Source organism: Streptomyces sp. YKOK-I1, from assembly GCF_054660435.1.
In genome coordinates this window covers 1137222-1153788 of record NZ_BAAGDR010000001.1, presented here as the reverse complement: position 1 = coordinate 1153788, position 16567 = coordinate 1137222, and the positions used below count along the sequence as shown (strand labels likewise).

Annotated in this window: 1 protein-coding gene; it reads left to right on the top strand. The window is 72.8% G+C overall.

Annotation, left to right across the window (positions count from 1 at the left end; all coding sequences use genetic code 11):
- The first annotated feature begins 41 nt into the window (after positions 1-41).
- Positions 42-16478 carry a type I polyketide synthase gene (locus ACYQ8Q_RS05115; protein WP_460062315.1) on the top strand — a complete coding sequence of 5479 codons (16437 nt, stop codon included), beginning with the start codon at positions 42-44 and terminating at the stop codon, positions 16476-16478.
- Positions 16479-16567 lie beyond the last annotated feature (89 nt).

Genomic DNA, 16567 nt, shown 5'->3' with positions numbered 1-16567 from the left:
TCCGGATCCCCTCGGGGGCTCCTCCAAGGAAGTGGCATCGAATGGCGAGCAACGAAGAGAAGCTGCGGGACTACCTCAAACTGGTCACGGCCGACCTTCGTCAGACACGCAAACGTCTGCAGGACCTGGAGGAACAGCAGCAGGAACCCGTCGCGATCGTCGCCATGGGCTGCCGCTTCCCCGACGGGGCAGACAGCCCCGAGGCCCTGTGGCGGCTCCTGGCCTCCGGCACCGACGCCGTCACCCCCTTCCCGGCCGACCGCGGCTGGGACCTCGACGCGCTGTACGACCCGGACCCCGACAGCCCCGGAACCTCCTACGTCCGCGAAGGCGGCTTCCTGCACGAAGCGCCCTTGTTCGACGCGGAGTTCTTCGAGATCTCGCCCCGCGAGGCCCAGGCCATGGACCCGCAGCAACGGCTCCTCCTGGAGACCTCCTGGGAGACCGTGGAACGCGCGGGCATCCTCCCGGCCTCCCTGCGCGGCTCGGCCACCGGAGTGTTCGTCGGCGCCATCGCCCAGGACTACCTGCCGCGCTCCCACGACTCCCAGGCCGACCTCGGCGGCCATCTGCTCACCGGCAGCACCATCAGCGTCGCCTCCGGCCGTATCGCCTACTCCTTCGGCCTGGAGGGACCCGCCGTCACCGTCGACACGGCCTGCTCGTCCTCGCTGGTGGCCCTCCACCTCGCCGTACGGTCCCTGCGCTCAGGCGAGTGCGACCTGGCGCTCGGCGGCGGTGTGACCGTCATGTCCGGTCCCGAGATGTTCGTCGACTTCGGACGGCAGCGCGCGCTCGCCGCCGACGGCCGCTGCAAGGCGTTCTCCGCCGCCGCCAACGGCTTCGGGCCCGCCGAGGGCGTCGGCATGCTGCTCCTGGAACGCCTCTCCGACGCCCGCCGCAACGGGCACCCCGTCCTCGGCGTGATCCGCGGCAGCGCGGTCAACCAGGACGGCGCGTCCAACGGCCTGACCGCCCCCAACGGCCCGGCTCAGGAACGGGTCATCCGCGCCGCCCTCGCCGACGCCGGCCTGTCCGCGGACGACGTCGAGGCCATCGAGGCCCACGGCACCGGCACCCCCCTCGGCGACCCCATCGAGGCGGAAGCGCTGCTGGCCACCTACGGCGCCGCACGCCCCGAGGACCGCCCCCTGTGGCTCGGCTCGGTGAAGTCCAACATCGGACACACGCAGGCCGCAGCCGGCGTCGCCGGGGTCATCAAGCTCGTCCTGGCCATGCGCCACGGCCTGCTTCCCCGCACCCTGCACGCCGACGAGCCGTCCCGGCACATCGACTGGACCGCCGCCGACCTGCGCCTGCTCACCCTCGAACAGGCCTGGCCCCGCCACGACGACCGACCCCGCCGCGCGGCCGTCTCCTCCTTCGGTATCAGCGGCACCAACGCCCACATGATCGTCGAAGAGGCGCCCGCGCCGGAGCCCCTCGACGGAACCGGCCAGGCGGAACCGGCACCCTCGCACGCCGCTTCCCCCGCCGCCCCGAAGCAGCCGACCGGCGACCACCTCCTGCCCTGGGTGCTCTCCGCCCGCAGCCGCGCCGCACTGCACGCCCAGGCCGCACGCCTGCTCGCCCACCTCGACGACGGACCCCACCCCGACCCGGCCCGCATCGGCCACGCCCTGGTCACGACCCGCTCCACCTTCGAACACCGGGCCGTACTCACCGGCAGAACCCTCGACGACTTCCGCACCGGCCTCACCGCCCTCGCCGCCGGCGAGCCCCATCCCCACACCATCACGGGAACCGTCCGGCCCGGTGGACGACTGGCCGTCCTGTTCACCGGCCAGGGCTCACAACGGCTCGGCATGGGACGGGAGTTGTACGAGGCGTACCCCGTCTTCGCCGACGCCTTCGACGCCGTGGACGCGGAACTTCCCTTCGCCCTGCGGGAGGTGGTGTTCGGCGAGGACGCCGACCGGCTGGACCGAACCGAGTTCGCACAGCCGGCGCTGTTCGCCCTCGAGGTGGCGCTGTTCCGGCTGCTGGAGTCGTGGGGCGTCCGTCCGGACGTACTGGCCGGGCACTCCATCGGTGAGATCGCGGCGGCGTATGTGGCGGGGGTGTGGTCGCTGGCGGACGCGTGCCGTCTGGTGGTGGCGCGCGGTCGGCTGATGCAGGCGCTGCCCGAGGGCGGGGCGATGGTCGCGCTGCAGGCCACGGAGGACGAGGTGCTGCCCTTCCTCGGTGACGAGGTGGGTGTCGCGGCGGTCAACGGCCCGCAGTCGGTGGTGATCTCGGGTGCGGCGGAGGCGGTCGAGGAGATCGCGGACCACTTCCGCGCCCAGGACCGCAAGGTCACCGCGCTGCGGGTCAGCCACGCCTTCCACTCGCCGTTGATGGAACCGATGCTCGACGACTTCCGGGCCGTGGCCGAGACGCTCACCTACAGTGCCCCGCGCATCGCCGTGGTCTCCAACGTCACCGGCCGCCCGGCCGAACGCGACGAACTCACCTCTCCCGACTACTGGGTGCGGCACGTCCGCCAACCGGTCCGCTTCGCCGACGGCGTACGGGCACTGGCGGAACGCAAGGCCGGCCGACTCCTGGAACTGGGCCCCGACGGCCAGTTGACCGCCCTGGCCCAGAGCTGCCTGGACGGCGGCTCCGAAGTCTTCGCCACCGTCCTGCGCAAGGACCGCCCGGAGCCCGAGACCCTGCTCGAGGCCCTGGCCCAGCTCCACGTCGGCGGTCTTCCGGTCCGCTGGCGGACGGCGTTCCCCCAGGAGGAGCCCACCGCTCCCGACCAGGAGCAAGTGCCCCTGCCCACCTACGCGTTCCAGCGGCGCCGCTTCTGGTCCCGGGACACGGGCTCGACGCTCGGGGATCTGGGTGCGGTGGGGTTGGGTGCGGCGGGGCATCCGTTGTTGGGTGCGGCGGTGGAGTTGGCGGGTGGTGATGGTCTGCTGCTGACGGGGCGTTTGTCGTGCGGCGTTCAGGAGTGGTTGCGGGATCATGTGGTGGCGGGTGTGGTGGTGTTTCCGGGGACGGGTTTCCTGGAGTTGGGGTTGCGGGCGGGTGAGTCGGCGGGTTGTGACCGGGTGGAGGATCTGACGGTCGCGGTGCCGTTGGTGGTGCCGGAGCGGGGTGGGGTCCGGGTCCAGGTGCGGGTGGGTGCAGTGGACGGCGCAGGCCGCCGCAGCCTGGAGATCCACTCCCTGGCCGAGGACGCTCTCGACTCCGATCCGTGGACGCTCCATGCGACCGGTGCGCTGTCCGCGTCCTCGGACGTGCCGCCCGCCGACCGTTTCGATTTCGGTGTGTGGCCGCCGCGGGACGCGGTGCCGGAGCCGGTGGAGGGGGTGTACGAGCGTTTCGCCGGGTTGGGGTTGTCGTACGGTTCGGTGTTCCAGGGCTTGCGCGGTGTGTGGCGGCGCGGCGACGAGGTCTTCGCGGATGTCGCTCTGCCGGAGGGGCACGAGGAAGGGGCGGAGCGGTTCGGGGCGCATCCGGCGTTGGTGGATGCGGCGTTGCACGCGGTGATGTTCACGTCGGTGTTCGGTGAGGGGCGGGCGCGGTTGCCGTTCTCGTGGTCCGGGGTGTCGTTGTGGGCGTCGGGTGCGCGTGCGGTGCGTGTGCGGATGGTAGTGCTGGGGTCGGACGCGGTGGCGTTGGAACTTGCCGATCCGGCTGGTGGGTTGGTGGCGTCGGTGGAGTCGCTCGTGCTTCGGGAGGCGTCCGGCGAGCTGGCGAACGCGGACACCCGTCACGTCGACAGCCTCTTCCAGACCGACTGGGTGAAGGTCCCCGCGAGCCCGGGGCCCGCCCCGGCGGCCGCCCACACCGCTCTGCCGGAACCCGACGAGAGCCTGCCCGCCGATGTGCTCCTCCGGGTCGAGTGCCCGGCCGCCGCCGACACCGCCGAGGCCACCCACGCGCTGACCACACGGGTCCTCGGCCTCCTCACGGAGTGGCTGGCGGAGGAGCGGTTCGAGGGTGCGCGTCTGGTGGTCGTCACCGAGGGTGCGGTCGCGTGGGACGGTGGGGTTGCGGATCCGGCGCTGTCGGCGGTGTGGGGTCTGGTGCGGGCGGCACGGGCGGAGAATCCGGGGCGGTTCGTGCTGGTCGACGTGGACGGCACGGAGGAGTCCTGGGCTGTGGTGGGCGGTGCGCTGGCCTCTGGTGAGGCCGAGTTCGCGGTGCGCGCCGGGTCCGTTTTCGTGCCGAGGTTGGTGCGTGCGGTGTCCGGTGGGGTGCTGGCGGTTCCGGCGGGGGAGTCCGGGTGGCGGCTGGACATCGTGGAGAAGGGCACGCTGGAGGGGCTGGCCCTGCGCGGTGTTTCTTCCGAGGAGTTGGCGGATCAGCAGGTGCGTATCGCCGTGCGTGCGGCGGGTGTCAACTTCCGGGACGTCCTCAACACGCTCGGTATGTATCCCGGTGATGCGAAGGACTTCGGTCTGGAGGGTGCGGGTGTGGTGACCGAGGTCGGTCCTGGGGTGTCGGGGCTGGCGGTGGGTGACCGGGTGTTCGGGATGTTCTCGGGTGCGTTCGGGCCGGTGGCGGTGGCGGATGCGCGGACGGTGGCGCGGGTGCCGGAGGGCTGGTCGTTCGCTGAGGCGGCGTCGGTGCCGGTGGTGTTCCTGACGGCGTATTACGCGCTGGCCGATCTGGGGGCTGTGCAGTCCGGTGAGTCGGTGCTGGTGCACGCGGCTGCGGGCGGTGTGGGGATGGCTGCTGTGCAGTTGGCGCGGCATCTGGGTGCGGAGGTGTTCGGTACGGCGAGTGCGGGCAAGTGGGATGCCCTGCGGGAGCTGGGTCTGGACGAGGGGCATATCGCTTCGTCGCGGGACACCGAGTTCGAGTCGGCTTTCCTGGCGGCTACTGGTGGTCGCGGTGTGGATGTCGTACTGGACTCGCTGGCGGGTGAGTTCGTGGACGCGTCGTTGCGTCTGCTGCCGCGGGGCGGCCGGTTCCTGGAGATGGGCAAGACCGATGTCCGTGATCCGCAGACGGTGGCCGCTGAGCACGCCGGTGTGATGTACCGGGCGTTCGACCTGATGGACGTGGAGCCGGAGCGGATCGGCCGGATGCTGGCCGAGCTGGTGGCTCTGTTCGAGGCGGGGGTGCTCAAGCCGCTTCCGTTGACGTGCTGGGATGTGCGCAGGGCTCCGGAGGCGTTCCGTTATCTGTCGCAGGCCCGCCATGTGGGCAAGGTCGTGCTGACCGTCCCGGCATCCCTGGATCCGGACAGGACCGTCCTGGTGACCGGTGGCACGGGTGGTCTGGGTGCGCTGGTGGCCCGCCACCTGGTGACCGAGCACGGTGTACGGCATCTGCTGCTGGCCGGCCGCCGTGGACTCGACGCCCCGGGTGCCCCCGAACTCGTGGCGGAGCTCAGTGACTTGGGTGCCGAGGTTGAGGTGGCGGCACTGGACGTGGCCGACCGTGACCAGTTGGCCGCCGTGCTGGCTGGACGTCAGCTGACTGCCGTGGTGCACACGGCAGGCATCGTCGACGACGGTGTGGTGTCCTCCCTGACCGAGGAGCGACTCGCCGCGGTGATGCGGCCGAAGGCGGACGCGGTCACGCATCTGCACGAGCTGACCGGGGACGCCGACCTGTCCGCCTTCGTGGTCTTCTCCTCCGTCGCGGGGACGTTCGGCAGCGCGGGCCAGGCCAACTACGCGGCCGCGAACGCCTTCCTGGACGCGTTCGCCGCCCGCCGCCGTGCGTCGGGTCTCCCGGCGGTGTCCCTTGCCTGGGGCCCGTGGGCGCCCGGTGCGGGCATGACCGCCGAACTGACCGAGGCAGACCTGCGGCGCATGGCGCGGGAGGGCATGCGGCCGCTTGCCCCCGAGCAAGGCCTCGAACTGTTCGACGCTGCCCTGGAGATCGGCCCGGCGCTCGAAAGGGCGGCGGTGCTGCCGATCAACCTCGACCTCGCGGCGCTCCGCAGGGGAGGACCGGTACCCGGTCTGCTGCGGGCTCTGGTGCGCGCGCCCGCACGTCGGGCCGCGGAGGCCCAGGCCGTGGTCGGAGGAGTGGCCGACATCGGTCGACGGGTCAGGGGGCTTCCCGAGGCCGAGCGCGAGAAGTTCCTGCTGGACCTCGTGCGCGGGCAGGCCGCCTCAGTCCTCGGCCACGCGTCCCCCGCCGATCTGGAGGCCGACCAAGCCTTCAAGGCCCTCGGCTTCGATTCCCTGACTTCGGTGGAGCTCCGCAACCGTGTGAGCACGGCGACCGGCATGAGGCTCCCGGCCACTCTGGTCTTCGACTACCCGACCCCGGCCGCCCTGGCACGGCACCTCCTGTCCGAGTTGTCGGACGAACGGGAAACCGTCGACATGGCGCCGGCGCTGCCCGCGCTGACGAGTGTGGGTGACGATCCGGTGGTGATCGTCGGGATGGCGTGCCGGTTCCCTGGTGGGGTGGGTTCGCCGGAGGATCTGTGGGGGCTGGTCAGCGGGGGCGGTGACGCCATCGGTGGTTTCCCGTCCGACCGTGGCTGGGATCTGGATGGTCTCTATGATCCGGAGCCGGGGACGCCTGGTCGTACCTATGTCCGTGAGGGCGGGTTCCTGTACGACGCGGCTCTGTTCGATTCCTCGTTGTTCGGGATCTCGCCGCGTGAGGCGTTGGCGATGGATCCGCAGCAGCGGTTGCTGCTGGAGACGTCGTGGGAGGTTTTGGAGCGGGCGGGTATCGACCCGGCGACCCTGCGCGGCAGCCGCACCGGCGTCTTCGCCGGCGCGATCACACAGGATTACGGCTCCTGCATGCGCGCCGGGGAGCACGACTCCGACGGCTATCTGCTGACCGGTTCGACGGGCAGTGTGGCGTCGGGGCGTATCGCGTACACGTTCGGGTTTGAGGGTCCGGCGGTGACGGTGGATACGGCGTGTTCGTCGTCGTTGGTGGCGTTGCATCTGGCGGTGCAGGCGTTGCGGTCGGGTGAGTGTGATCTGGCGCTGGCCGGTGGGGTGACGGTGATGGCGGGGCCGGAGATGTTCGTGGAGTTCTCGCGGCAGCGGGGGCTGGCGGTGGACGGCCGGTGCAAGGCGTTCTCGGACGGTGCGGACGGCACGGCGTGGTCGGAGGGTGTGGGCCTGCTGCTGGTGGAGCGGCTCTCGGACGCGCGCCGCAACGGTCACCGGGTGCTGGCGGTGGTGGCCGGCTCTGCCGTCAACCAGGACGGCGCCTCCAACGGACTGACCGCGCCGAACGGTCCGTCGCAGCAGCGGGTGATCCGGCAGGCGCTGGCCGGTGCCGGGCTCGCGCCTGCCGACGTGGACGCGGTGGAGGCGCATGGCACGGGCACCCCGTTGGGGGACCCGATCGAGGCGCAGGCGCTGCTGGCTACCTACGGTCAGGACCGCGAACACCCGCTTCTGCTGGGTTCGTTGAAGTCGAACATCGGTCACACGCAGGCGGCCGCCGGTGTCGGTGGTGTGATCAAGATGGTGATGGCGATGCGGCACGGTGTGCTGCCGCGGACCCTGCACGCCGAGGAGCCGTCCTCCCATGTCGACTGGACCGCTGGTTCGGTCGAGCTGCTGACGGAGCAGCGGGCATGGCCTGAGACGGACCGTGCGCGCAGGGCCGGTGTCTCGTCCTTCGGTATCAGCGGTACCAACGCCCACGTCATCCTCGAACAGGCTCCCGACATGGGGGTGGCTGCGCAGAGCACCGAAAGCGACGAGGTGTCGGTGCTGCCGTGGGTGCTGTCGGCGGCCGGCGGCGGTCTGCCGGCTCAGGCCGGGAATCTGGCGGCCTTCGTGGAGGCACACCCCGACCTCTCCCTCCCCGGCACCGCCCGGGCGCTCGTCACCACCAGGACCGTCCTGGAACAGCGTGCGGTGGTCCTGGCCGCCGACCACCACCACCTGCTGACGGGCCTGCGCGCGCTGGCGGAGGGGGATGACGCACCGGGTCTCATCCGCGGTCGGCAGACACGTGCAGGGAAGACGGCACTGCTCTTCGCCGGGCAGGGCTCGCAACGGCTCGGCATGGGGCGGGAGTTGTATGACACCTATCCCGTTTTCGCGGACGCCTTCGATGCCGTGGATGCGGAACTGCCTTTCGGTCTGCGGGAGGTGGTGTTCGGTGAGGATGCCGAGCTGCTGAACCGTACGGAGTTCGCGCAGCCGGCCCTGTTCGCTCTCGAGGTGGCGCTGTTCCGGCTGCTGGAGTCGTGGGGTGTGCGGCCGGACGTGCTGGCCGGGCACTCCATCGGTGAGATCGCGGCGGCTTATGTGGCGGGGGTGTGGTCGCTGGCGGACGCGTGCCGTCTGGTGGTGGCGCGGGGCAGGCTGATGCAGGCCCTGCCGTCCGGCGGCGCGATGGTCGCCCTGCAGGCCGGCGAGGACGAGGTGCTGCCTCTCCTTGGTGACGAGGTGGGTATCGCGGCGGTCAACGGCCCTCAGGCGCTGGTGATCGCCGGTACGAGGCAAGCTGTCGAGGAGGTCGCCGACCGCTTCCGCGTCCAGGACCGCAAGGTCACCGCGCTGCGGGTCAGTCACGCCTTCCACTCACCTTTGATGGAGCCGATGCTGGCGGACTTCCGCAAGGTCGCGGAGAGTCTGTCGTACGAGCGTCCGAAGCTGCCCCTGGTCTCCACGGTGACCGGTGAGAGCGCCACTTCGGACGAGCTGATGTCGGCGGACTACTGGGTCGCCCATGTGCGCCGCCCGGTGCGTTTCGCCGACGCCGTCCAAACACTCGCCGGGCAGGGCGCCGGCCGCTTTGTGGAACTCGGCCCGGACGGCACCCTCACCGCCCTCGCCCAGGCCTCCCTCGACGACACCGAGGCCACGGTGCTGGCGCCGGTGCTGCGCAAGGACCGGCCTGAGACACCGTCCGCCCTCACCGCCCTCGCCACCCTGTTCACCGCGGGCGCCGATGTGGACTGGCGTGCCGTCCTCCCGGCCGACGGCCCCCGCCTCGTCGAGCTGCCGACGTACGCCTTCCAGCGGAAGCGGTTCTGGCCACAGCCGTCGCAGAACCCGGGCGACCTGGCCGCCGCCGGGCTCGACGTGGCCGCGCACCCGCTGCTGGGCGCCGCCGTGGAACTCGCCGACGGGGGAGCGGTGCTGACCGGGCGCCTCGCGCTGAGGTCACACCCGTGGCTGCGGGACCACGACGTCCTGGGCGCGGTCGTCTTCCCGGGTACGGGCTGGGCCGAGCTGGCGCTGCGCGCCGGCGACCAGGTGGGGTGCACGCGGGTCGAGGAGCTGACGATCGCGGTGCCGCTGCTGGTGCCGGAACCGGGCATGGTCCGCCTGCGGGTCACCGTCGGCGTGGCCGACGACGCGGGACGCCGCACCGTGGAGATGCACGCACGCCCCGAGGACGCCTCGGACGACACCCCGTGGGTGCTGCACGCCGACGGCGTGCTCGCCGCGCACACGGCGGCGGAAACACACCACGACGCGGCGTCCGCCCTCGCCGAGTGGCCTCCGCCGGGCGCGGAGCCCCGCCCCGTGACCGACGTGTACGACCGGTTCGCGGCTGCCGGGCTGGTGTACGGCCCGGTGTTCCAGGGGTTGCGGCGGGTGTGGCGACGCGGCGAGGAGGTGTTCGCCGAAGTCGTCCTGCCGGAGGAGCACGAGGCACTCGCGGGCCGTTTCGGAGTGCATCCCGCCCTGCTCGACTCCGCCCTGCACGCCGTCCTGTTCGGTCCCCTCGGCGACACGGGCCCCGGACGGTTGCCGTTCGCGTGGCGCGGGCTGTCGTTGTACGCGGGCGGGGCGCGTGCCCTGCGGGTACGGGTGGTACCCGCCGGACCCGACGAGGTGTCCCTGTACGTCGCCGACCCGTCCGGCGGCCTGGTCGCCGCCGTCGAATCGCTGGCGCTGCGGGAGGCGCCCACCGAAGGGGCGGGCGGTTCGGGCCCGGCCGCCCCCACCGGGACGTACCGGATCGACTGGACCGCGCTGCCCTTCACGGCCCCGGCTCCGGACCCCGCCGATGCGGCGGCGCCCGGGGACGGCCGTACGGTGCTGCTGACGGACCACGCGGCCCCGGACGACCACCCGGCCGCCGTGCGCCCCGCCACGCTCACCCGTACCTGGGCGGAGCTGACGAGGGCCGTGCACGACGGCGGTCCCGTCCCCCGGACCGTGCTGCTGCCGTGGAGCGGCCCCGCGGGCACCTCGCCGGCCGGTTCCTCCGCCGTGGCCCACGGCGTCACCGCGGCCGCGCTCGCCTTCGTACAGGACTGGCTGGCGGCCGACGAACTCGCCGAGGCCCGGCTCGTCGTCGTCACCCGAGGTGCCGTGGCGGTACGGCCGGAGGAGCAGCCGGATCCGGTGCTGGCCGCTGTGTGGGGCCTGGTGCGCTCGGCCCGTACGGAGAACCCCGGCCGTTTCGCACTGGCCGACCTGGACGGCACCCCCGGAGCCTGGGACACCCTGGTCGCCCTGCTCGCCGGACCGGATCTCCCTGCCGCCGAGACCGAGCTGGCCGTCCGCGGGGACGAGGTACTCGTTCCGAGGCTGGTCCCCGCCCCCCTGCCCGCCCCCGCCACCGACGGTGCCCACCTCGCCGGCGAGGACAACACCGTGCGCCTCGCGGACAGCACCGTGCGCCTCGCGGACGGCACCGTCCTCGTCACCGGAGGCATCGGCGGACTGGGCTCCCTGATCGCACGTCACTTGGTCACCGAGCACGGCGTACGCCACCTGCTGCTGGCGGGCCGGCGCGGACCCGGGGCACCGGGCGCGGCCGAACTCACCGCCGAACTCACTCATCTGGGCGCCGACGTCACCGTCGCGGCCTGCGACGTGGCCGACCGGCAGGCACTCGAGAGCCTGCTGGCGTCGGTCCCGGCCGACCGTCCGCTGACCGGAGTGATCCACACCGCCGGTGTCGTCGACGACGGTGTGCTGACGTCCCTCACCGGGGAACGGCTGCTCACGGTGCTGCGTCCCAAGGCGGACGCGACCGAACATCTCGACGCGCTCACCCGCGACCTGGACCTGGCCGCGTTCGTCCTGTTCTCCTCGGTCTCCGCCACCTTCGGCGGCGCCGGACAGGCCAACTATGCCGCCGCCAACGCCTACATGGACGCCATCGCCCGGTGCCGCCGGAACCTCGGTCTGCCCGCGGTCTCGCTCGCCTGGGGCCCCTGGGCACCGGGGAGGGGCATGACCGCGGAGCTCTCCGAAGCGGAGCTGAACCGCATGGCGCGCGGAGGCGTCAGGCCGCTCGCCGTCGAGAAGGGCCTCGCCGTCCTTGACGCCGTCCTCGACGCCGTCCTCGAGGACGCCGAGCCCTCCTTCCTGCTCCCGGTCGAACTCGACCTGCGTGCACTGCGCGAACTGCCCGAAGTCCCCGCCCTGTTGCGGCACCTGGTGCGCGGCCCGGCCCGGCGCACCGCGCACACCGGCGGCCACGGCACCGGCGGCGCCGCACTGCGGAACCGGCTGCTGGCCCTCCCCTCCGCCGAACGCGAACCGTTCCTGCTGGAGCAGGTCGCCGGTCTGGTGGCCCAGGTACTCGGCCACGCCTCCGCCGCCGACGTGGAACCCGGCCAGGCCTTCAGGACACTCGGCTTCGACTCACTGACCTCGGTCGAACTGCGCAACCGCGTCAACGCGGCGACCGGGCTGCGGCTGCCCGCCACCCTCGTCTTCGACCACCCTTCGCCCGTCGCGCTCGCCCGGCATCTGCTGGCCGCTCTCGGCGGCGACTCCCCCGAGGCCCGGGGCGGGGGACTGCCCGTTTGGAAGGGAGTGGACGACGACCCGGTGGTCATCGTGGGCATGGCATGCCGTTTCCCCGGCGGCGTCGAATCGCCCGAGGACCTCTGGCGACTGGTCAGCGAGGGCGGCGACGCGATCGGTGACTTCCCGACGGACCGCGGCTGGGACCTGGAGGCGCTGTACGACCCCGAGCCCGGCCGGCTCGGCAGGACCTATGTCCGCCGGGGCGGCTTCCTCTACGACGCCGCGTCCTTCGACGCCGGACTCTTCGGGATCTCGCCGCGTGAGGCGCTGGCGATGGACCCGCAGCAGCGGCTGCTGCTGGAAGTGTCCTGGGAGGTCCTGGAACGGGCGGGCGTCGACCCGACCGCGCTGCGCGGCAGCCGCACCGGGGTGTTCGCCGGTGTCATGGGGCAGGACTACAACTCCTGCCTGCGCGAGGGCGAGCACGACTCCGACGGCTACCTGCTCACCGGTAACACCAGCAGTGTCCACTCCGGCCGTATCGCCTACACCTTCGGCCTGGAGGGCCCGGCGATGACGGTGGACACGGCGTGCTCCTCCTCGCTGGTCACCCTTCACCTGGCCGCCCAGTCGCTACGGGCCGCCGAGTGCGATCTCGCCCTGACCGGCGGCGTCATGGTGATGTCCACGCCGGACACCTTCGTCGACTTCAGCCAGCAGCGCGGCCTCGCCTCCGACGGCCGCTGCAAGTCCTTCGGGGCCGGAGCCGACGGCACGGCCTGGTCGGAGGGCATCGGCATGCTCGTGCTGGAACGGCTCTCGGACGCGCGCCGCAACGGTCACCGGGTCCTCGCGGTGGTGGCCGGCTCCGCCGTCAACCAGGACGGCGCCTCCAACGGCCTGACGGCGCCGAACGGTCCGTCGCAGGAGCGGGTGATCCGGCAGGCGCTGGCCGGTGCCGGGCTCGCGCCCGCCGACGTGGACGCGGTCGAGGCGCACGGCACGGGCACCCCGCTGGGTGACCCGATCGAGGCGCAGGCGCTGCTGGCGACCTACGGCCAGGACCGCGAACATCCCCTGCTCCTGGGTTCGTTGAAGTCGAACATCGGTCACACGCAGGCGGCGGCCGGTGTCGGTGGTGTGATCAAGATGGTGATGGCGATGCGGCACGGCGTCCTGCCGCGCACCCTGCACGCCGAGGAGCCGTCGCCGTTCGTCGACTGGACGGCCGGCGACATCACCCTGCTGACGGAGAACGCGGAGTGGCCGGAGCCCCAGGGCCGTCCGCGGCGCGCGGGCGTGTCGTCCTTCGGTATCAGCGGCACCAACGCCCACGTCATCATCGAGCAGTCCCCCGACCCCCTCCCCACGGCGCCCGACAGCTCCGAACCGGGCACCGCGGCGGACGAGTTGCCGCTCACGCCGATCGCACTGTCCGCCGCGTCCGAGGGCGCCCTGCGCGGCCAGGCCGAACGGCTGTGGGCCCAGGTCGACGCCGACCCCGGACTCCGCCCGAGCGACCTGGGTCTCTCGACGTCCCTCCGCCCCTGGCTGGAGCACCGCGCAACGGTCCTCGCCGCCGACCGCGCCGAACTGCTGCGTGGACTGCGCGCACTGGCGGTCGGCGAGCAGGATCCCTCCGTCCTCACCGGCACACCCGGCCGCTCGGGCCGGCGGCTCGCCTTCCTGTTCGCCGGGCAGGGCTCGCAACGGCTCGGTATGGGGCGGGAGTTGCACGACTCCTACCCTGTCTTCGCCGAGGCCTTCGACGCCGTGGATGCGGAACTGCCTTTCAGCCTGCGGGAGGTGGTGTTCGGCGAGGATGCCGAGCTGCTGAACCGTACGGAGTTCACCCAGCCCGCCCTGTTCGCTCTCGAGGTGGCGCTGTTCCGGCTGCTGGAGTCGTGGGGTGTGCGTCCCGACGTTCTCGCCGGGCACTCCATCGGTGAGATCGCCGCCGCGTATGTGGCGGGGGTGTGGTCGCTGGCGGACGCGTGCCGTCTGGTGGTGGCGCGCGGTCGGCTGATGCAGGCGCTGCCCGAGGGCGGTGCGATGGTCGCGCTGCAGGCCACGGAGGACGAGGTGCTGCCGCTGCTCGGTGACGAGGTGGGTATCGCGGTGGTCAACGGGCCGCAGTCGGTGGTGGTTTCGGGTGCGGCGGAGGCGGTGGAGGGGATCGCGGAGGGTTTCCGTGGCCGGGGCCGCAAGGTGACGGCGTTGCGGGTGGGTCATGCGTTCCACTCGCCGTTGATGGAGCCGGTGCTTGAGGATTTCCGGGTGGTGGCCGAGGGTCTGTCGTATGGGCGGCCGCGGGTCCCGATCGTCTCGACCGTCACCGGGGAGGTGGCCACGGTCGAGGAGCTGGCTTCGCCGGAGTACTGGGTGGAGCATGTTCGTCGGCCGGTGCGGTTTGCCGGTGCGGTGCGGCGGTTGGCCGAGCAGGGTGTGTCGCGGTTCGTGGAGCTGGGTGCGGACGGAACGCTGACCGCGCTGGCTCAGGGTGTTCTCGACAGTGAGGACCGGGGGCTTCTGCTGACCCCGGCCCTGCGCAAGGACCGCGCCGAGGCCCACTCACTCCTCTCGGCGGTCGTGGGGCTGCATCTGCACGGCGGGCAGGTGGACTGGGCCGCCGTCTACGCTCCGGCCGGGGCGACCGTGGTGGACCTGCCTACCTACGCCTTCGAACGCGAGCGTTTCTGGCCCGACGGCGCCAGGTTGGGCGGTCCGTCCGCGACGGGCACCTCCGACTGCGCGGACGCCGCGTTCTGGACCGCCGTCGAGCGGGGCGACGCCGGTACGCTGGCCGACTCGCTCGGTGTGGCCCCGGACGCGCTGGACGGGCTGCTGCCGGCCCTGTCGTCGTGGTGGCGGGGGCAGCAGGAGCAGTCCAGGGTCGACGACTGGCTCTACTCCATGAACTGGAAACCGCTCGGCGCGGTGTCCGGTGGCGGGCTCCCCGGCCGCTGGCTGGCCGTGCTCCCCGCCTCGCTGCGCGACGACGCGTGGGGCGCCGCGGTACTGGAGGGGCTTGCGGCGTACGGGGCCGAGCTCGTACAGGTCGTGCGGGAGCCCGGCGCCGACCGGGCCGCGCTCGCCACGCTCCTGACCGTGGCGGCGGCGGACGGGCCGGTCGCCGGTGTCCTGTCCTTCCTGGCACTGTCCGAGCCGTACGACGAGGACGCCGGCGATGTTCCGGCCGGCCCCGCCGCCACCGCCGCACTGGTCCAGGCCATGGGGGACGCCGGTATCGCCGGTCCGCTGTGGGCCCTGACCAGAGGCGCTGTCTCGGTGAACCGGTCCGACCTGCCGCCCGACCCGGCACAGGGAGCGGTCTGGGGAGTGGGCCGGGTCGCCGCGCTGGAACACCCGGAGGGCTGGGGCGGTCTGGTCGACCTTCCCCAGCTCGTCGACCGGCGCACGGTGGGCCGCCTCGTCGGCGTGCTCCTGGGCCGCTCGGGAGAGGACCAGGTGGCGATCCGCGCGACCGGTGTCCTCGGCCGGAGGCTCGGCCGTGCGGCACCCGGTGAGCTCGGCGCGGGCTGGCGTCCCTCGGGCACCGTGCTGATCACGGGCGGTACGGGTGCGCTCGGCGCCCGGGTGGCCCGCTGGGCCGTCGCGCGGGGAGCCGAGCACCTCGTCCTGGCCAGCCGGCGCGGCCTCGACGCGCCCGGCGCGCCGGGTCTGCGCGACGAACTCGCCGCCTCGGGCGTACGGGTGACCGTGACCGCCTGCGACGCGGCGGACCGGGACGCCCTGGCCGCCCTGCTGGCCGAGCACCCCGTGGACGCGGTGGTGCACACCGCGGGTGTCCTCGACGACGGGCTCGTGGAGGCGCTCACCCCGGAGCGCTTCGCGGCCGTCCTGCGCTCCAAGGCGGTCGCCGCCCGCAACCTCGACCTGCTGACCCGGGACCGGGAGTTGTCGGCGTTCGTGCTCTTCTCCTCCTTCGCGGGCGCCGTGGGCTCGCCGGGCCAGGGCAACTACGCCGCCGCCAACGCCTACCTGGACAGCCTCGCCGAGCGGCGCAGGGCGGCCGGGCTTCCCGCCACGTCCGTGGCGTGGGGACCGTGGGCGCAGGACGGCATGGCGGCCGACGGCGGTGTCGAGGAGTATCTGCGCCGCCGGGGTCTGACCGGGCTGGACCCCGAGCCCGCCCTGGCGGCGATGGAGCGACTGGTGGGCTCCGGCGATCCCGTCGCCGTCGTGGCACGGGTCGACTGGACGCGCTTCGCCCCCGCCTTCACCGCCGGGCGGGGTACCGCCCTGCTGGGGGAGATCCCGGAGGCCGACGCCGCGCTGCGGGACGCCGCCTCCGGGGCGGACGCCGACGCGCTGCGGCAGCGGCTTGCGGGACTGGGCGGCGACGAACGGTCGGCGGCCCTCGTCCAGGTGGTGCGGGAACAGGCCGCCGTGGTCCTCGGACACGCCAGGTCCGAGGCGGTCGACCCGAGCCGCGCGTTCCGCGAGGCCGGATTCGACTCGCTGACCGCGGTGGAGCTGCGCAACCGGCTCGGCGCGGTCACCGGACTCCGGCTGCCGGCGACCCTGGTGTTCGACTACCCGGCCCCGGTGGACATCGCCCGGTACCTGGAGGGCGAACTCGTCGGCCCGGACGGTGACCCGGGTGCGGGGTCCGGGCTGGTCGCCGAGATCGACCGGCTGGCGGGGGCCCTCGCGGCCCAGGCCGGGGCCGGCGGCGAGACCGGCCCGGAGATCACCGCGAAGCTGCGGGGACTGCTGGCGCTGTGGACCGGCGCCGACGCCGCCGACGAGTCGGACGACGCGATCGCGGAGCTGGACGGGGCGACGGACGACGAGATGTTCGACCTGATCGACAAGGAACTCGGGATCTGACCACCCGGCCCGTGCGACGGGTCCGTTCACGGCTTTTGCGCGAGGAGTGGAGCACGATGGCGAGCAATGAAGAGAAGCTGCGGGACTAC

Bases quoted from the DNA above. Each gene is read 5' to 3' on its own strand.
- ACYQ8Q_RS05115 (WP_460062315.1), top strand. From the start codon at position 42: ATGGCGAGCAACGAAGAGAAGCTGCGGGACTACCTCAAACTGGTCACG.